This is a genomic window from Rhizobium sp. TH2, assembly GCF_024707525.1.
In the GTDB taxonomy this organism is placed as follows: Bacteria; Pseudomonadota; Alphaproteobacteria; order Rhizobiales; family Rhizobiaceae; genus Rhizobium_E.
The window spans coordinates 4,012,803-4,029,802 of record NZ_CP062231.1 but is presented as its reverse complement, the minus strand read 5'-3'; the positions used below and the strand labels follow the sequence as shown (position 1 = coordinate 4,029,802).

Here is a 17,000-nt window from a genome sequence, read left to right as displayed (position 1 = left end):
ATGAGTGAATCCGAGATGATCGATCTCTTCGTGATCGGCGGCGGTATCAACGGCGCGGGCATCGCGCGCGATGCTGCAGGCCGGGGACTTTCGGTGATCCTCTGCGAGAAAGGTGATCTCGCCGAGGGCACGTCGTCGCGCTCCGGCAAGCTCGTTCATGGCGGCCTGCGCTATCTCGAATATTACGAATTCCGGTTGGTGCGCGAGGCGCTGATCGAGCGCGAAGTGCTACTCAACTCGGCAAGCCACATCATCTGGCCGATGCGGTTCGTGCTGCCGCACAGCCCCGAGGATCGCCCGGCCTGGCTGGTGCGGCTCGGCCTGTTTCTCTACGACCATCTCGGCGGCCGCAAGCGGCTGCCCGGCACCCGCACGCTCGACCTGCGCCGCGACCCCGAAGGCGCGCCTATCATGGACAAATATGCCAAGGGTTTCGAATATTCCGATTGCTGGGTCGATGACGCGCGGCTTGTGCTGCTCAATGCGCTCGACGCTAGGGAAAAGGGCGCCACCGTGCTGACGCGAACCGCCTGCACCAGCGCCCGGCGGGAGAATGGTGCCTGGACGGTGCAGATGCGCGACGAGCGGACCGGCGAAGTCCGCTCGGTGCGGGCCAAGGTCGTCGTCAATGCGGGTGGCCCATGGGTCAATGATATCGTCGGCCGGGTGGCGGGCTCCAACAGCCGCCGCAACGTGCGGCTCGTCAAGGGCAGCCATATCATCGTGCCGAAATTCTGGGAGGGCCAGCAGGCCTATCTGGTGCAGAATCACGACAAGCGGGTGATCTTCATCAACCCCTATGAGGGCGACAAGGCGCTGATCGGCACCACCGACATTCCCTATGAAGGCCGGCCCGAAGAGGTGAAGGCCGACGAGAGCGAGATCGAATATCTGATCGCGGCGGTGAACCGCTACTTCAAGGAAAAGCTGCGCCGCAGCGATGTGCTCGAAAGTTTTTCCGGCGTGCGGCCGCTGTTCGACGATGGCAAGGGCAATCCCTCGGCTGTGACGCGCGACTATGTCTTCGATCTCGACGAGACCGGCGGCGCGCCGCTGCTCAATGTTTTCGGCGGCAAGATCACCACTTTCCGCAAGCTCTCGGAACATGCGATCCAGCGGATCGCGAAATTCTTCCCCGGCATGGGCGGAGACTGGACGAGGAGTGCCACGCTGCCGGGCGGCGAGATCGAGAATGCTGATTATGTGCTGTTCACCGAAAAGCTCAGACGCGATTATCCCTGGATGCCGCGAGCGTTGATCCACCACTACGGCCGGCTTTATGGCGCGCGGACCGCGCGGCTGGTTGCCGGTGCCGCCTCGCTTGCCGGGCTAGGCCGCCATTTCGGCGCCGAGCTTTATGAAGCCGAGGTGCGCTATCTCGTGGCGAACGAATGGGCGCAGACATCAGAGGATGTCCTGCGCCGCAGGACGAAGCAGGGGCTGCATCTGAGTGCGGAACAGAAGACGGCGTTCGAAGCGTGGTTCAACAACGAACTGGCCCAGGCGGCCTGAGGAAACGAGCCCATGCCGCTGACCTTGTCGCTCAACACCAATCCGCTGGTGAACCGCTTTGCCGAACCGGCCGACCTGATCGAGACCGTTGCGCGGGATATCAAGATCCGCGACCTGCAACTGACCCACGAATTCATCAATCCCAGCTGGCCGGCCAATGTCATCCGACGGCTGACGCGGGACATGGCGGCGGCGCTCGGACGGACCGGCGTGCGGGTGACATCCGGCATGACCGGCCCCTATGGACGCCTCAACCATTTCGGGCATCCGGATGCGGAGGTGCGGCGCTACTATGTCGACTGGCTCAAGACCTTCGCCGACATCACGGCCGATCTCGGCGGCACCTCGGTTGGTACCCAGTTTGCGATCTTCACCTACAAGGATTATGACGACGTCAAGCGGCGCGAGGCGCTGATCCAGATCGCCATCGAATGCTGGGCGGAGGTTGCGGAACATGCGAAGGCGGCGGGCCTCTTATACGTCTTCTGGGAACCGATGAGCGTCGGCCGCGAATTCGGCGAGACGATTTCCGAGTGCATGCGGCTTCAAGATCGCCTGACCGCCGCTCACATGGCAATCCCGATGTGGATGATGGCCGACATCGACCACGGCGACGTAACCTCCGCCAATCCCGATGATTTCGATCCCTATGCCTGGGCGCGCGCGGTGCCCGATGTTTCGCCCATTATCCACATCAAGCAGAGCCTGATGGACAAGGGCGGGCATCGCCCGTTCACCGCCGAATTTAACGCCCGGGGCCGCATCCAGCCCGAACCGCTGCTAAAGGCTTTTGCCGAGGGTGGCGCTGATAACAACGAGATATGCCTCGAACTTTCTTTCAAAGAGCGCGAGCCCAACGATCGCCAGGTCATTGCCCAAATCGCCGAAAGCGTCGCCTTCTGGGCGCCGCATATCGATACTGGCGGGCGAGACTTGAATATTTGACGTGGGCGATTGCAACGCCGTGACGATAACGACATAAGCGACTTGATCAAGCTGGTACACTGATGTGATGAGTGTCTGAATGCAGAACGAAGACGAATCTCTCGCCATCAGGGCGGCTTGGCTCCATTATGTCGGCGGCCTGACTCAGTCGGCTGTCGCCAAGCGGCTCGGCTTGCCCTCGGTCAAGGCGCATCGGCTGATCGCGCGCGCCGTCGCTGATGGTGTGGTCAAGGTGACGATCGAGGGTGACATCGTCGAATGCGTCAAGCTCGAAGCCGAGCTCGCCAGCCGCTTCGGGCTGGAACATTGCGAGGTGGCGCCCGATCTCGGCGAAGAGGGTCTGCCGCTGCGGGCGCTCGGTTATGCCGGTGCACGTTATCTCCGGCGCGAGATCGAGCGTGGGGAGCATTCGGTGATCGGCCTTGGCCACGGGCGGACGTTGGCTGCTGCCGTGCAGCAATTGCCGCGCATTACGTCGAATGGCCTTCGGTTCGTCTCGCTGCTGGGCGGGTTGACCCGAAATTATACCGCCAACCCGCATGACGTCATGCATCGCATCGCCGAGAAGACCGGCGCGCAGGCGCATGTGATGCCCGTGCCTTTCTTCGCCAACACTGCGGAAGATAGACAGGTGTTGCTCGCGCAGCGCGGCGTGAAAGAGGTGTTCGACTTGGCCAACAATGCCGATCTCAAGGTTGTCGGCATCGGCACTGTGGAGGCCGATGCGCAGCTCGTCTCATCCGGTATGATCGAGCCGAAGGAGATCAAGGCGATCTCCGCCGGTGGTGGCGTCGGCGAACTTCTCGGCCACTTCTTCGATGGTCATGGCCGGCTTCTGGAGACGACGCTCACCGCCCGGACATTGGCGGTGTCTTTCCATGGCAGGGAAAAGGACAACATCGTCGCCGTGGCCGGCGGTCCCGATAAGGTTGCGGCGATCAAGGCTGTGCTGGCGAGCCGGCATCTGACCGGCCTGATCACCGACGACCGGACGGCGCATTCAATCCTGCGCGAGGGCTGACAGATGCGAATAGCAGATATGAATGGTTTGGAGACGAGATGACAGAGGTACCCGGGTTCTGGATTGGAACCAGCTGGAAGATGAACAAGACGCTCGCCGAGGCGAGGATTTTCGCCGAGGGTCTGGTCGCGGCCGACAAGGTGCGTGATCCGCGCACCCAGCGTTTCGTCATTCCGTCTTTCACGGCGGTACGCGAGGTCAAGGCGATGCTGGCCGATACTTCGGTGAAGGTCGGTGCGCAGAACATGCATTGGGCCGATGACGGCGCCTGGACGGGGGAAATCTCACCCGTCATGCTGAAGGACTGCAATCTCGATATCGTCGAACTCGGCCATTCCGAGCGCCGCGAGCATTTCGGCGAGACCGATGAGACCGTTGGATTGAAGACCGAAGCTGCGGTGCGCCATGGCCTGATCCCGTTGATCTGCATCGGCGAGACGTTGGCGGAGCGCGAAGGTGGCCGTGCGCAGGAGGTGTTGGAGCGTCAGGTGCGCGGGGCGTTGGGCAAGCTGTCGGGCGCACAGAAATCGGCGGAAATCCTTCTTGCTTATGAGCCGGTCTGGGCGATCGGCGTGAACGGCATTCCCGCAACGTCGGACTATGCCGATGCACGTCAGGCCGAAATCATCGCGGTTGCTGAAGATGTGCTCGGCCGCCGGGTTCCCTGCCTCTATGGCGGCTCGGTCAATCCCGGCAATTGCGAAGAATTGATATCCTGCCCGCATGTCGACGGGCTGTTCATCGGCCGCTCGGCCTGGAATGTCGAGGGTTATCTCGACATCCTGGCAAAATGCGCGGCGAAAATCCAAGGAGAATGATCATGAAACTTGCTATCGCCGGAGACAGCGCGGGCGAAGGCCTCGCCAAGATCCTCGCCGACCATCTGAAGGATCGCTTCGAAGTGTCCGAAGTCTCGCGCACCGATGCCGGTCCCGATGCCTTCTACGCCAATCTCTCCGACCGCGTCGCCTCGGGTGTGCTCGATGGCACCTATGACAAGGCGATCCTTGTCTGCGGCACCGGCATCGGCGTCTCGATCGCCGCCAATAAGGTGCCCGGCATCCGCGCCGCGCTGACCCACGACACCTATTCGGCGGAGCGCGCGGCGCTCTCGAACAACGCCCAGATCATCACCATGGGTTCGCGGGTGATCGGCCCGGAACTGGCAAAGGCCGTGGCCGATGCCTTCCTTGCGCAGACCTTCGACGAGAACGGCCGCTCGGCCGGCAATGTCAACGCGATCAACGACGTCGACGCGAAGTACAACGCGCGCTGATGGGATGACTAGAGTCCGTTCCCTTGGAATGTCCGCAATTCAGGTGACATGCCGAGGGAATTATTGCTAGTTTCCCGGCCAAATCGATATGTCGTGGGAGGGCGTTCGTGACGACCAAGAAGATCATCAATGACGGAGCCAATGCCGTCGATGAGATGCTGGAGGGTATTCTCGCTGCACATCCCGGACATCTCAGGGCCGTCGATGGTTCGCCCCGTTCCATCGTCGCGTTGAATGGTCCGCGACCGGGAAAAGTCGGACTGGTGATCGGCGGCGGGTCCGGCCATGAGCCGACGTTTCTCGGTTATGTCGGCAAGGGGCTCGCGGATGCGGCAGCCGTCGGCAATGTCTTTGCCTCGCCGCCGCCCGACCCGATCGTGGAATGCGCCAAGGCCGCCAGTGGCGGTTCCGGCGTGCTGTTCATGTATGGCAACTATGCCGGCGACGCGATGAATTTCGACATGGCGGTCGAGTCGCTTGCCACGGATGACATCGAAGCCCGCACAGTGCTGACGACTGATGATGTGGCATCGGCACCGCGCGATCAGCGGGAGAAACGCCGGGGTGTCGCTGGCAATGTCTTCATCTTCAAAGCGGCGGGTGCGGCCTGCGACCGCATGATGAGCCTCGATGACTGCGTGCGCGTCGCGCGGCACGCCAATGATCGCACCTATACGATGGGGGTGGCACTTTCGCCCTGTTCGCTGCCGCAGACCCGCAAGCCGAATTTCGACATTGGTGAGAACGAGATGGAGATCGGCATGGGCATCCATGGCGAGCCGGGCGTCGCGCGTGGGGAATTGCAGACGGCCGATGCGATCACCGACCAATTGATGGGTCGTATTCTGGAAGAGATGCAGGGCAAGGCCGGCGACCGTGTGGCGGTGCTGGTCAACGGGCTGGGGTCGACGCCCTTGATGGAGCTCTACATCATGATGCGGCAGGTCAAGAAGCGGCTGGATCAAACGGGGCTGGTCATCCACACCTCGCTCGTCGGCAATTATTGCACGTCGCTCGAAATGGCGGGTGCGTCGGTGACGCTGATGCATCTCGACGATGAACTCCAGTCGCTGATCGATCATCCCTGCGACTGTGCCATGTTCCGGTCCGGCTGAGGCAGCGAGAATGGAAATCACCTCGACGACACTTTCGAACATGTTCGCGCAGATCGCCGATGCGATGGCCCGCGAGAACGACCGGCTCTGCGAGCTTGATGGTGTGATCGGGGATGCCGATCATGGGATAGCGATGGAGCTGGGTTTCAGCGCGGCCGCAAAGGCGGTGCAGGCGCTCGATCTTGCCAGCGCCGAGCCGACGCTGGTGTTCAACACGGCGGCGAAATCGTTCCTCAACGCCGTTGGTGCCTCATCCGGGCCGCTCTATGCCACCGCCTTCATGCGCGCCGGGGCAACCGTCAAGGGCAAACCGGTGCTTGATGAGGGCGATTTCGCGCAGGCGTTCATTGCCATGGCGCGGGGAATCCAGGAACGCGGCAAGGCCGAGATCGGCGAGAAGACGATGATCGACGCCTGGCTGCCCGCGGCGGATGCCTGCGAAGCAGCGCTCTCGACCGGCCGGACCCTGTCTGAGTGCCTCAGCGCCGCTTACACTGCCGCCGAGCTTGGGGCAGAGGCGACCAAAGCCATGCTGGCGTCGAAGGGCCGGGCGTCGCGCCTCGGTGACCGCGTACTGGGTCACATGGATCCGGGCGCTGCCTCGGCAGTCGTCGTGATTGCGGCGATGCGAGAGGCGCTGGCCTAATTCCACGCCTCGCGTATCGAACGGCGACTTCAGCGATCAGCGCGCTGCCCAATTCGCACCACGACGGAAGATGGTCCGCATCTCGGGATTGTCGAATTCCTTGGCCTGATGGCCGAGCGAGGAATAGAAGACGCGGCCCTTGCCGTATTTGCGCTTCCACACAACAGGCATGACGACGCCGTCGATCCAGTAGGCGTGGTCGCCGGTAAATGTCGTGGTCGCCAGCACCTCGTTCGAGGGATCGACATGCATGTAATACTGCTCCGACGTGTAGGGGAAATCCTTTATCCCCTGCATGATGGGATCATCCGGCTTGGTGATGTTGACGCGGTAATCGATGATATTGCCGGGATGGGCGACCCACTGGCCGCCGATGATGAACTGGTATTCGACGCAGTCGCGGAAACTGTCGCCCGCGCCGCCGTGATAGCCGGCTAAGCCGACGCCGCCTTCGATCGCCGACGCCAGGTTCTTGGCCTCTTCCTTCTCGATCTTTGACATCGTCACGATCGGCACGACCAGCGAAAGATCGTGGATCGAGGGATCAGCAAAGGCTTCGGTCGAGTTCTCGACGCGGACCGTGAAGCCGTCTTCCTCGAGTATGTCCTTGATGACGGCCGCGCATTGTTCCGGCTCATGGCCACTCCAGCCACCCCAGACGATCAGTGCTTCACGCATATGCATTCCTCCTGCGATTCCACCTGCCAGCGTCGTGGCGCGGACATCTCCATCCCGACCGTTACCATGCAATTCGTGATTATGGCTACGCCGATGCATGTAATTTTGTGCGCTGCGGAACTTGACAAAAAGATGCTTTCGATTTACGACTGACGAAATTCAAAATTCGTCAGTCGTAAATCGAAAGCACTAATCGATGATCGAAGTCCTCGAAACACCAGCGGAAACGCAGCGCCAGGAAAGCGTTACGCGCATCCTTGATAGCGCCGAGCGCCTGTTTCGGCACTACGGCTATGCCAAGACGAATGTCGCCGACATCGCCAAGGATCTCGGCATGTCGCCGGCGAATATCTACCGTTTCTTCGCATCGAAAGTGGAAATCCATCAGGCGATCTGCGCGCGCCTGCTATCGACCGTGAGGCAGCTCGCGGAGCTGATCCTCAGCCAGGACGACGTGAGCGCCGAAGATCGCCTGCGGCAGTGGGTCCATGCCCTGCACAAGATCACCGTCGAGACGATGATGGACCAGGAGAGAGTCCATGAAATGGTGATCGTCGCCATGGAGCGCGACTGGCATGTCGTCGATGCCCATATCGATCGCCTCAATATCATCGTCGCCGACGTGATCCGCGAGGGTATCGCCCTTGGCGAGTTCCCGAAGCAGGACCCGGATTCGGCGGCGCGCTGCTTCGGCGCAGCGACCGCGCTTCTGTGCCATCCGCAGATGGTGGCGCAATGCCTTGCCAAGCCCAATCGCGCAACACCCGGGGAGCTGGTCGAATTCGCGATCCGCGCCCTCAAGAACTAGACCGGAGACAGACATGCTCTCGCTCAATCGCACAGTCAGAAATCTATCGGTCGGCGGGGTGATCCTCGCGGCAGCGCTCGCCCTCTCTTCCTGCAACGAGGAGAAGGCCGAGACCGCGCCGGTCATCCGGCCGGTGAAGGTGGTGGAGATCGCCAAGGCCGCCAAGACGCGCACGCTGGAATTCTCCGGCTCGGTCAAGTCGCGCACCGAGATGAACCTCGGCTTCCGCGTCGCCGGCAAGGTGACGGAGCGGCTCGTCGATATCGGCGACCGGGTGAAGCCGGGCGATGTGCTCTCCCGCATCGACCCGACCGACTACAGGCTCGCGGTGGCCTCCGCCGAGGCCAATCTCGCGGCCGCCGACAAGGCGGTCGAGACGGCCAAGCTGGTCAACGACCGCGCCAAGATCCTCTACAAGAAGAATGCCATGCCGAAAGCGCAGGTCGAGCAGGCACAGCTTTCCTATGACCAGGCGGTTTCGACACGCATCGCCGTTGCCTCATCGCTCGACCAGGAGAAGAACCAGTTGAGCTATGCGGAGCTGAAATCCGACCGCAACGGCATCGTCACCGCTATCGCCGCCGATCGCGGCCAGGTGGTCAGCCCCGGAACGCCGGTTCTCACCGTCGTCGCCGATGACGAGAAGGAAGTGCAAATCGCCGTTCCGGAGAACGATATTTCCGAGTTCAAGCCGGGCAAGGCGGTCAAGGCGCGCTTCTGGTCCGACGACAAGCTGGTGCTGTCAGGCAAGGTCCGTGAAGTCTCCGGCAGCGCCGATCCGCAGTCGCGCACCTTCTCGGTCCGCGTCAGCCTGCCTGATGATCCTCGTGTCCTTCTGGGCATGACGGCAACCGTCGAGGCTGATGCGGCCCGGGATGGCGGCGATATCACCGTGCCGCTCAGCGCGCTGGCGGAAAGGGACGGCAGCAAGATCGTCTGGACCGTCGATCGCAAGGAAGCGACTGTCCATTCTCGAGCGGTCCAAGTGTCCGATTTCACAGGCGAGGGGGTTGATGTGACCCAAGGCCTCAAGCCCGGCGACCTCGTCGTCTCGGCCGGCACGCAGTTCATGACCGAAAACCTCAAGGTCAAGCTGCCTGACATCATCGGGCAAGTGACAGCCGACCTCTTGAAGTAGGCGTCGCCGCCCCCGAGCGGCGCGCTCCACAGTGCATGACAGCAGATCGAGAGCGTTGGAGCGGGCTTCAACGCGTCGGTAACGCATTTCCAAATTCCAAAAGTGGAAGAAGCCGATGTCTACATCGAACACAGGCAAGCAATCCTTCAACCTGTCGCGCTGGGCGATCGGGCATCCCTCCATCGCGCGCTTCCTCTTCGGCCTGATCATCCTGACCGGCGTGTTCGGCCTGATGAATATGGGCCAGAAGGAAGACCCGGATTTCACCTTCCGCGTCATGGTCGTGCAGGCCGTCTGGCCCGGCGCCTCGATCCAGGAAATGGAAGACCAGGTCGTCAACAAGATCGAGCGCAAGCTGCAGGAAGTGCCGCATCTCGATTTCGTGCGCTCCTATACGCGCGCCGGCAGCGCCATTATCACGCTGCAGGTCAAGGGCGATACCGATGGTCGGGACGTCGCCGATGCCTTCTACCAGGCGCGCAAGAAGGTCGGCGACATCTCCGGCGACCTGCCATCAGGCTTGCTGGGCCCCTATTTCAATGACGAGTTCGGCGACACCTATATCACCCTGAACTCGCTGTCGGGTGAGGGCTATTCCTATCCGGAATTGAAGAAATACGCGATCCGGGCCCGCGACATGCTGCTGACGACCCCGGGTGTCGAGAAGGCCGTCATCCTCGGCGACCAGCCGGAGAAGATCTATATCGACGTATCCTCCAAGGCGCTTGCCGAACGCGGGTTGACGCTCACCGATCTGCAGAACGCAATTCGCGGCCAGAACAATGTCGATCCGGCCGGCACGGTCGATACCGGCACACGTTCGGTGCGCATCTCCGTCGAGGGTGCCGTCGATCGGGTCGAGGATATCCGCAACCTCCGCCTCACCGCAGGCGGCCAGGTGACAAGGCTCGGCGATATCGCCCATGTCAGCACCGGCCTTGAAGACCCCTACCAGCGCAAGTTCCGTTTCAATGGCGCCGACAGCGTCCAGATCGGTGTCGTCATGGCCAAGGGCTTCAACGTCATCGATGTCGGCAAGTCGGTGGAAGACACCTACAAGCGGTTCGAGACGGCACTGCCCTATGGCATGGAGGTCAGCCAGATCGCGAACCAACCCGAGGTCGTGACCGACGCCGTCGGTGAATTCATGACGGCGCTGGGCGAAGCCCTGATCATCGTGCTGGTCGTCTCTTTCCTGTCGATCGGCTGGCGCTCCGGCCTCGTTATTGCCATCACCATTCCGCTGGTGCTCGCCGCCACATTCGCCATCATGTATTATCTTGGCATCGACCTGCAGCGCATCTCGCTCGGCGCCCTGATCATCGCGCTCGGCCTGCTCGTCGATGACGCCATGATCGTCGTCGAAATGATGGAGCGCAAGCTCGAGGAGGGCCTGCACAAGGTGGATGCGGCGAGCTTCGCCTATTCCTCGACTGCCTTCCCGATGCTGACCGGTACGCTGATCACCACGGCCGGCTTCATTCCCGTCGGCTTCGCAGCCTCGACGGCGGGCGAATATGTCCGCTCGCTGTTCTATGTCGTCGGCATCGCACTGGTCGTCTCGTGGTTCGTGGCGGTTTATTTCACGCCCTGGCTCGGCAATATGATCCTCAAGCAGCGGGCGCATGCCGGCGATCATCACGATGCGTTCGACACCCGCTTTTACCGCAGCCTGCGCGGCACGGTCGGCTGGGCGGTGCGTCATCGCATCATCGTGCTTGCCCTGACGCTGATGACCTTTGTCACCAGCCTGTGGGCCTTCCAGTTCATTCCGCAGAATTTCTTCCCGCAATCGTCGCGTCCTGAAATCCTCGTCGATCTATGGCTGCCTGAGGGCACCAGCATCAAGGAAGTCGAGACGCAGGCCAAGGCGCTGGAAGCCAAGATGATGGACGACAAGGACAAGAAGTTCATCGCCACCTATATCGGCGAGGGCGCCCCGCGCTTCTTCCTGCCGCTAGACCAGCAGCTTCGCAATCCCAATTACGCCCAGCTCCTGATCATGGCGAATGACGAGCCAGCGCGCGAGCGGCTGATTACCAAGCTACGGACCATTCTCGCCCAGGATTTCCCCGACGTGCGCGGCAAGGTCGATCGCCTGTTCCTCGGCCCGCCCACGGGCTGGCCGGTGCAGATGCGTGTCATGGGTCCCGATCGGACAGAAGTTCGCCGGATTGCCGATGAGGTGAAGGCAAAGTTCCAGGCCAATCCGCAGCTCGGCGCGATTCATGACGACTGGCTGGAGCCGGTGACGTCGATGAAGCTGGTCGTCGATCAGGATCGTGCCCGCGCGCTTGGCGTCACCTCGCAGCGCATCCGCCAGATGCTGCAGGCAACGATGTCCGGTGCGCCGCTCGATGACTTCCGTGATGGCGAGGAGACGGTCTCCATCGTCGCCCGGGAACCGGAAGAGAGCCGCAAGCTGTTGTCGGCGGTGGACTCGGTCTATATCCCGACCGATCTCGGCGGCTTCGTTCCGCTCTCGCAAGTCGCCAAGGTCGTTCCGGTGCTGGAACAGGGCATCGAATGGCGCCGTGACCGCCTGCCGACGATCACCGTCCGGGCAACGCTGCCGGATGGTGTGCAGCCGAACGACGTCGCGATGAAGATGTATGGCGACATGGCGGGTCTGCGCGCGGTACTGGCGGCCGGTTACAAGGTCGAGATCCAGGGCGGCGCGGAAGATGCGGCTGAAAGCCAGATGTCGATCGCCGCCAAGGCGCCTGTCATGCTGGCCGTCATCGTCGTGCTGCTGATGATCCAGCTGCAGCATTTCGGCAAGGCGATGCTGGTGCTTGCCACCGGTCCGCTCGGCATCATCGGTGCAGCCGCAGCGCTGCTGATATCGGGCGCGCCGTTCGGCTTCGTCGCCATCCTCGGCGTCATCGCGCTGCTCGGCATCATCATGCGCAATTCCATCATCCTCGTTGACCAGATCGATCAGGATATCGCCGCGGGTATGGAGAGATCCGAGGCGATTATCGGTGCCGCGGTCCGTCGTTTCCGGCCTATCATGCTGACAGCGATGACCGCGGTACTAGCTCTTATCCCGATCTCGCGCGGCGTGTTCTGGGGTCCGCTTGCCTATTCCATGATGGGCGGCATCCTGGTTGCCACGGTGCTGACCATCCTCGTCCTGCCGGCCGGCTATGCACTGTTCTTTGGTCGCGAACCGAAGCGGAAGAGTGAGCAGCCCGAACCAGCGGATGAGCCGATGATCGAAATGCCCGATAATGTCAGGCATCTGCCGCAGGCCGCCGAGTAGGGTAGGCGGTAGCGCGCTGGAGAACGCCGACCGGGCCTGCGCCGGTCGGCGTTTGTACGTTTGCGCTTAGCTGCGTAGGCGGCCACGGCTCGAATTTCGCTAATATTCCTCGTCGAAATGTCAAAAAAATACCATCAACAGGCATGAATCGTGGTGGCGTGGCTTTCCCGCGAGGCGTACCTTTGGATCAAGGTCAGAGCCGGATAACCGGCCGGTCGGGAGAGGAAGACGGCAGATGGCGCGCAATCGCCATGCGCCTGGGAGGAATAGACATGAAGCCGGATCTGGAAGTCGTACAGATACGCGAAGGCGAATCCTTCAAGGCCTGGTCGCATGGCTATCCGTTCCATACGGTCCGCTGGCACTTTCACCCCGAATATGAGCTTCACATCATCGTGGCCACCAATGGCCGATACTTCGTCGGCGATTTCATCGGCGAGTTCGAGCCGGGCAATCTGATCCTCACCGGCCCGAACCTGCCGCATAACTGGGTGAGTGACATTCCCAAGGATACCAGTGTTCCGCTCCGCTGCCGCATCATCCAGTTCAGCGAGGAATTCATCGGCGGCGTCATGGGCGTCTTCCCGGAACTCGCCGCACTCGGGCCGCTGCTCGAATCCTCGCGCCGTGGTCTGCGCTTCACGGAAGAGACGAGCCGGCTCGTGGCGCCCGTGATGGAAGAGATGATGACCGCGCAGGGTGTGCGTCGTATCGAGCTTTTCATGATCATCGCAGGCATGCTCAGCCGGGCGCAGGGCGCGGAGATGCTGGCCAGCGCCAATTACTTGCCTGACCCGTCGGGCTACATGTCGGCCGGCATGAACAAGGCGCTCGCCTATATCCGCGAACACCTGACGACACCATTCAGCGAGGCCGATCTCGCCGAGATCGCAGGACAGTCTACAAGTGCATTTTCGCGCGCCTTCCGCCGCCATACCGGCATGTCGCTGGTGCAGTATGTGAAGCGGCTGCGGATCAACCTCGCCTGCCAGATCCTGATGAGCGACGAGCAGGCGGCGATCACCGAGATCTGCTTCGAGGTCGGGTTCAACAATCTTTCGAATTTCAACAGGCAGTTCTTGGCTGAGAAGGGCATGCCGCCTTCGCAGTTCCGCAGGCTGCTGGTCGAGAATATCAGCGCGGCGAAAGCCGCATAGACGAGAGGAGACCGGGAGGAAACCAAATCGATGAAATTCACGAACGCGGGCGCGCGACAGGCGGCCTGTGACGGGAAGCGCTTGTCCTGAATTCCGGAAAGGGCCGATGCAGCGGAGGAGCTGTGGGCCATGACGGCGGGGCCTCGGCGCTTCTTAGCAACGCAACCACTGACTGACAATCGCATTGTCAAAGGGAGAAGACGAAATGACGAATTTTCTGATCAAAACCGCCGGTATCGCAACGCTGGCTCTGACCTTACTTGGAAGCGCGTCGACACTGGCGCAGGCCGCCAATGTCGAGAACGCCACCGTGGCATTCCTGATGCCCGACCAGGGCTCGACCCGCTACGAAGAACATGACTATCCAGGCTTCAAGGCCGAGATGGCCAAGCTTTGCCCGACCTGCACCGTGCTCTATCAGAACGCCGACGCCGACATGTCGCGCCAGCAACAGCAGTTCAACTCGGTGATCTCGCAGGGCGCCAAGGTGATCGTGCTCGACCCGGTCGATTCCACCGCTGCCGCCTCGCTCGTCAAGCAGGCTCAGGCACAGGGCATCAAGGTCATCGCCTATGACCGGCCGATCCCCGATGCGGTCGCCGATTACTACGTGTCCTTCGACAACCAGGGCATCGGCAAGGCGATCGCCGATTCGCTCGTGGCGCATCTCAAGGCCTCGGGCGTCACCGCTGGCGAAGGTCAGGGCATCCTGCAGATCAACGGTTCGCCGACCGATGCTGCCGCCGGCCTGATCAAGAAGGGCATTCATGAAGGCGTCGATAACTCGGGCTATCCGTTGCTCGCCGAATTCGACACGCCGGATTGGGCGCCGCCGAAGGCTCAGCAGTGGGCGAGCGGCCAGGTTACCCGTTTCGGCAAGAATATCCTCGGCGTCGTGGCCGCCAATGACGGCACCGGCGGCGGTGCGATTGCCGCCTTCAAGGCAGCCGGCCTCGACCCGGTTCCGCCGGTCACCGGCAACGATGCGACGATCGCGGCACTCCAGCTGATCATCTCTGGCGACCAGTACAACACGATCTCCAAGCCATCCGAGATCGTCGCGGCCGCCGCCGCCAACGTCGCCATCAAGTTCCTGTCGGGCGAGACACCTGAAGCCAAGACGACGCTCTACAACACGCCGTCGGAACTCTTCGTGCCGGCCGTCGTCACCGCTGAGAATCTGAAGGCCGAAATCATCGACAAGAAGATCAACACGGCCGAACAGCTTTGCGTCGATCGTTATGTCGAGGGTTGCAAGAAGCTCGGCATTATCCAGTAATCCCCCCAGGAATGCTGTCCGGCCGCTATCTCAATGCGGCCGGGCAGCCCGTAACTCCTGCCACGAGAAGGGCCAGCCTCATGACGGACATACAACAAGGACGGTCCTCGTCGCGTGATGTCGTGCTCAGCCTGCGCGGTGTTTCGAAGAATTTCGGCGCCGTGTCGGCATTGACCAATATCGACCTCGACGTCCATGCGGGTGAGGTCGTGGCACTTGTCGGCGACAATGGCGCCGGCAAATCGACGCTGGTCAAGATCCTCGCCGGCGTGCATCAGCCCTCGTCGGGGACGATCAAATTCCGTGGCGACACGGTCACGCTCGCCGATCCCAGCGCCGCACTCGGCCTCGGCATCGCCACCGTGTTCCAGGATCTGGCGCTATGCGAAAACCTCGATGTCGTCGCCAATATTTTTCTCGGCAAGGAGATGAACCCATGGCGGCTCGATGAGGTCTCGATGGAGATCAAGGCCTGGAAGCTGCTCAATGAGCTCTCCGCGCGCATCCCCAGCGTCCGCGAACCGATCGCGTCGCTCTCCGGCGGCCAGCGCCAGACGGTCGCTATCGCGCGCTCCCTGCTGCTCGATCCCAAGCTCATCATGCTCGACGAACCGACGGCCGCACTCGGTGTCGCACAGACGGCCGAAGTGCTCGACCTGATCGAGCGCGTCCGCGACCGCGGGCTCGGCGTGATCATGATCAGCCACAATATGGAAGACGTCCGCGCCGTCGCCGATCGCATCGTGGTGCTCAGGCTCGGCAAGAACAACGGCATCTTCGATCCCGATGCATCGAACCAGGAACTGGTCAGCGCGATCACCGGCGCCGACAACAATTCCGTTTCCCGGCGTGCCAGCCGGCGCGGCGCCCGCGAACAATCCCAGGAGACACTGATATGACCAACGCCACGGACAATGGCGCTGCACCCGCGCCGCTGCTCGATCGCAGTGACGAGCGCGTGAAGCATCGGCAGGGCATCAGTGGATCGATCGAGGCTTTCTGGGACCGCGTGCGGTCAGGCGATCTCGGCTCGCTGCCTGTTATCGTCGGGCTTGTGATCATCTGGACGGTGTTCCAGACGCTCAATCCGGTGTTTCTCGCGCCCAACAATCTCGTCAACCTGCTCTTCGATTGTTCGACCGTCGGCATCATCTCGCTCGGCATCGTCTGCATCCTGATGGTCGGCGAGATCGATCTTTCGGTCGGCTCGGTCAGTGGCTTTGCCTCGGCGATCGTCGGTGTGCTTTGGGTCAACCAGGGCTGGCCGGTCGGCTTTGCGATCATCACGGCCATGTTCTTCGGTGCGGTCATCGGCATGCTCTATGCCACTCTGTTCAACAAGTTCGGCATGCCGAGCTTCGTCTCGACACTGGCCGGCCTGCTCGCGGTTCTCGGGTTGCAACTCTACCTGCTAGGCTCGACCGGCTCGATCAACCTTCCCTATGGCTCGATGCTGGTCGATTTCGGCCAGACCATGGTCATGCCGGACATCGTCGCCTATGCGCTCGCCGCCATTGCCGGCCTGTCGATCTTCGTCACGGGTTACCGCACCGCTGCGCGCCGGAGGGAGGCGGGGCTATCCTCGCCATCGCTCGGCGGGCTCGCCTTCAAGGCGATAGCAATCACCGTGGTGCTGGAGGCCATTGTCTTTTACATCAATCGCGGTGACCGGGGCATTCCGTGGATGTTCGGCCTGTTCGTCGGCCTGGCGATGGCGATGAACTATGCGCTGACCCGCACCCAATGGGGCCGCATGATGCACGCTGTCGGCGGCAATCGCGAGGCTGCTCGCCGCGCCGGCATCAATGTCCGTTTCATCTATACCTCGGCCTTTGTGCTGTGTTCGGTCTTTGCGGCGACCGGCGGCGTGCTGGCCGCATCGCGGCTCGCATCGGCCAGCCAGCAAGCCGGCACCGGCGACGTCAACCTCAACGCCATCGCAGCAGCCGTGATCGGCGGCACCAGCCTGTTCGGTGGTCGTGGCAGCGCCTATTCCGCGCTGCTCGGCATCATCGTCATCCAGTCGATCGCCAGCGGTCTCACGTTGCTCGATCTGTCATCGTCGCTCCGGTACATGATCACCGGCGCCGTGCTCGCAATTGCCGTCATCGTCGACTCGCTGGCCCGCCGCTCGCGCATGTCGCATGGCCGCGCCTGAAA

At 62.0% G+C, this 17,000-nt stretch carries 15 protein-coding genes; 14 read left to right on the top strand and 1 reads right to left on the bottom strand.

The annotated features are described in order from the left end of the window. The 7 genes from IHQ71_RS19970 to dhaL all read left to right on the top strand — a co-directional run bounded on the left by IHQ71_RS19970 (position 1) and on the right by dhaL (position 6,515). Positions 1-1,512 carry a glycerol-3-phosphate dehydrogenase gene (locus IHQ71_RS19970; protein ID WP_258158188.1) on the top strand — a complete coding sequence of 504 codons (1,512 nt, stop codon included), beginning with the start codon at positions 1-3 and terminating at the stop codon, positions 1,510-1,512. A gap of 12 nt (positions 1,513-1,524) precedes the next feature. Then, positions 1,525-2,457, top strand: a complete 933-nt coding sequence (locus IHQ71_RS19965) for a sugar phosphate isomerase/epimerase (RefSeq protein WP_258158187.1) — start codon at positions 1,525-1,527, stop codon at positions 2,455-2,457. 79 nt (positions 2,458-2,536) lie between these two features. Beyond that, positions 2,537-3,478 carry a sugar-binding transcriptional regulator gene (locus IHQ71_RS19960; RefSeq protein ID WP_258158186.1) on the top strand — a complete coding sequence of 314 codons (942 nt, stop codon included), beginning with the start codon at positions 2,537-2,539 and terminating at the stop codon, positions 3,476-3,478. A gap of 38 nt (positions 3,479-3,516) precedes the next feature. Beyond that, the gene (locus IHQ71_RS19955) at positions 3,517-4,296 is read left to right on the top strand and encodes a triose-phosphate isomerase (protein ID WP_258158185.1); all 780 of its coding nucleotides are present in this window, start codon (positions 3,517-3,519) and stop codon (positions 4,294-4,296) included. 2 nt (positions 4,297-4,298) lie between these two features. Next, positions 4,299-4,754, top strand: coding sequence for an RpiB/LacA/LacB family sugar-phosphate isomerase (locus IHQ71_RS19950; RefSeq protein WP_258158184.1), 456 nt, complete (start codon positions 4,299-4,301; stop codon positions 4,752-4,754). Between the two features lie 107 nt (positions 4,755-4,861). Then, entirely contained in the window at positions 4,862-5,869 is a 1,008-nt protein-coding gene (locus IHQ71_RS19945; protein ID WP_258158183.1) for a dihydroxyacetone kinase subunit DhaK, read from the top strand. Positions 5,870-5,879: 10 nt separating this feature from the next. Next, a complete protein-coding gene (dhaL, locus tag IHQ71_RS19940) occupies positions 5,880-6,515 on the top strand; it encodes a dihydroxyacetone kinase subunit DhaL (RefSeq protein ID WP_258158182.1) in 636 nt (211 codons plus the stop codon). A gap of 36 nt (positions 6,516-6,551) precedes the next feature. Here the strand turns inward: dhaL and IHQ71_RS19935 are convergent, their stop codons facing one another. Beyond that, complete coding sequence (locus tag IHQ71_RS19935) at positions 6,552-7,193, bottom strand: ThuA domain-containing protein (protein ID WP_258158181.1); 642 nt, start codon at positions 7,191-7,193, stop codon at positions 6,552-6,554. 196 nt (positions 7,194-7,389) lie between these two features. Here IHQ71_RS19935 and IHQ71_RS19930 point away from each other — a divergent pair, with 196 nt between their 5' ends. From IHQ71_RS19930 to IHQ71_RS19900, 7 genes are all read left to right on the top strand, one after another. Continuing rightward, entirely contained in the window at positions 7,390-8,001 is a 612-nt protein-coding gene (locus tag IHQ71_RS19930; protein WP_258158180.1) for a TetR family transcriptional regulator, read from the top strand. 13 nt (positions 8,002-8,014) lie between these two features. After that, a complete protein-coding gene (locus IHQ71_RS19925) occupies positions 8,015-9,139 on the top strand; it encodes an efflux RND transporter periplasmic adaptor subunit (RefSeq protein ID WP_258158179.1) in 1,125 nt (374 codons plus the stop codon). Between the two features lie 115 nt (positions 9,140-9,254). Next, entirely contained in the window at positions 9,255-12,404 is a 3,150-nt protein-coding gene (locus tag IHQ71_RS19920; RefSeq protein WP_258158178.1) for an efflux RND transporter permease subunit, read from the top strand. A 272-nt stretch (positions 12,405-12,676) separates the two neighbouring features. Continuing rightward, on the top strand, positions 12,677-13,561 hold the full coding sequence (locus IHQ71_RS19915) for an AraC family transcriptional regulator (protein WP_258158177.1): 885 nt from the start codon (positions 12,677-12,679) through the stop codon (positions 13,559-13,561). Between the two features lie 205 nt (positions 13,562-13,766). Continuing rightward, positions 13,767-14,840 carry a sugar ABC transporter substrate-binding protein gene (locus tag IHQ71_RS19910; RefSeq protein WP_258158176.1) on the top strand — a complete coding sequence of 358 codons (1,074 nt, stop codon included), beginning with the start codon at positions 13,767-13,769 and terminating at the stop codon, positions 14,838-14,840. Positions 14,841-14,920: 80 nt separating this feature from the next. Continuing rightward, positions 14,921-15,739 (top strand): ATP-binding cassette domain-containing protein, encoded by an 819-nt coding sequence (locus IHQ71_RS19905; protein WP_258158175.1) that lies wholly within the window; start codon positions 14,921-14,923, stop codon positions 15,737-15,739. Next, positions 15,736-16,998, top strand: a complete 1,263-nt coding sequence (locus tag IHQ71_RS19900; protein WP_258158174.1) for a sugar ABC transporter permease — start codon at positions 15,736-15,738, stop codon at positions 16,996-16,998. Before IHQ71_RS19905 ends, IHQ71_RS19900 begins: the two co-directional genes overlap by 4 nt. Positions 16,999-17,000: the final 2 nt, after the last annotated feature.

What these genes read in the sequence shown, in the direction of transcription:
- dhaL (WP_258158182.1), top strand. Translation starts at nt 5,880, where the DNA reads ATGGAAATCACCTCGACGACACTTTCGAACATGTTCGCGCAGATCGCC.
- IHQ71_RS19965 (WP_258158187.1), top strand. Translation starts at nt 1,525, where the DNA reads ATGCCGCTGACCTTGTCGCTCAACACCAATCCGCTGGTGAACCGCTTT.
- IHQ71_RS19970 (WP_258158188.1), top strand. Translation starts at nt 1, where the DNA reads ATGAGTGAATCCGAGATGATCGATCTCTTCGTGATCGGCGGCGGTATC.
- IHQ71_RS19935 (WP_258158181.1), bottom strand. Translation starts at nt 7,193, where the DNA reads ATGCGTGAAGCACTGATCGTCTGGGGTGGCTGGAGTGGCCATGAGCCG.
- IHQ71_RS19910 (WP_258158176.1), top strand. Translation starts at nt 13,767, where the DNA reads ATGACGAATTTTCTGATCAAAACCGCCGGTATCGCAACGCTGGCTCTG.
- IHQ71_RS19925 (WP_258158179.1), top strand. Translation starts at nt 8,015, where the DNA reads ATGCTCTCGCTCAATCGCACAGTCAGAAATCTATCGGTCGGCGGGGTG.
- IHQ71_RS19915 (WP_258158177.1), top strand. Translation starts at nt 12,677, where the DNA reads ATGAAGCCGGATCTGGAAGTCGTACAGATACGCGAAGGCGAATCCTTC.
- IHQ71_RS19900 (WP_258158174.1), top strand. Translation starts at nt 15,736, where the DNA reads ATGACCAACGCCACGGACAATGGCGCTGCACCCGCGCCGCTGCTCGAT.
- IHQ71_RS19930 (WP_258158180.1), top strand. Translation starts at nt 7,390, where the DNA reads ATGATCGAAGTCCTCGAAACACCAGCGGAAACGCAGCGCCAGGAAAGC.
- IHQ71_RS19905 (WP_258158175.1), top strand. Translation starts at nt 14,921, where the DNA reads ATGACGGACATACAACAAGGACGGTCCTCGTCGCGTGATGTCGTGCTC.
- IHQ71_RS19950 (WP_258158184.1), top strand. Translation starts at nt 4,299, where the DNA reads ATGAAACTTGCTATCGCCGGAGACAGCGCGGGCGAAGGCCTCGCCAAG.
- IHQ71_RS19960 (WP_258158186.1), top strand. Translation starts at nt 2,537, where the DNA reads ATGCAGAACGAAGACGAATCTCTCGCCATCAGGGCGGCTTGGCTCCAT.
- IHQ71_RS19920 (WP_258158178.1), top strand. Translation starts at nt 9,255, where the DNA reads ATGTCTACATCGAACACAGGCAAGCAATCCTTCAACCTGTCGCGCTGG.
- IHQ71_RS19955 (WP_258158185.1), top strand. Translation starts at nt 3,517, where the DNA reads ATGACAGAGGTACCCGGGTTCTGGATTGGAACCAGCTGGAAGATGAAC.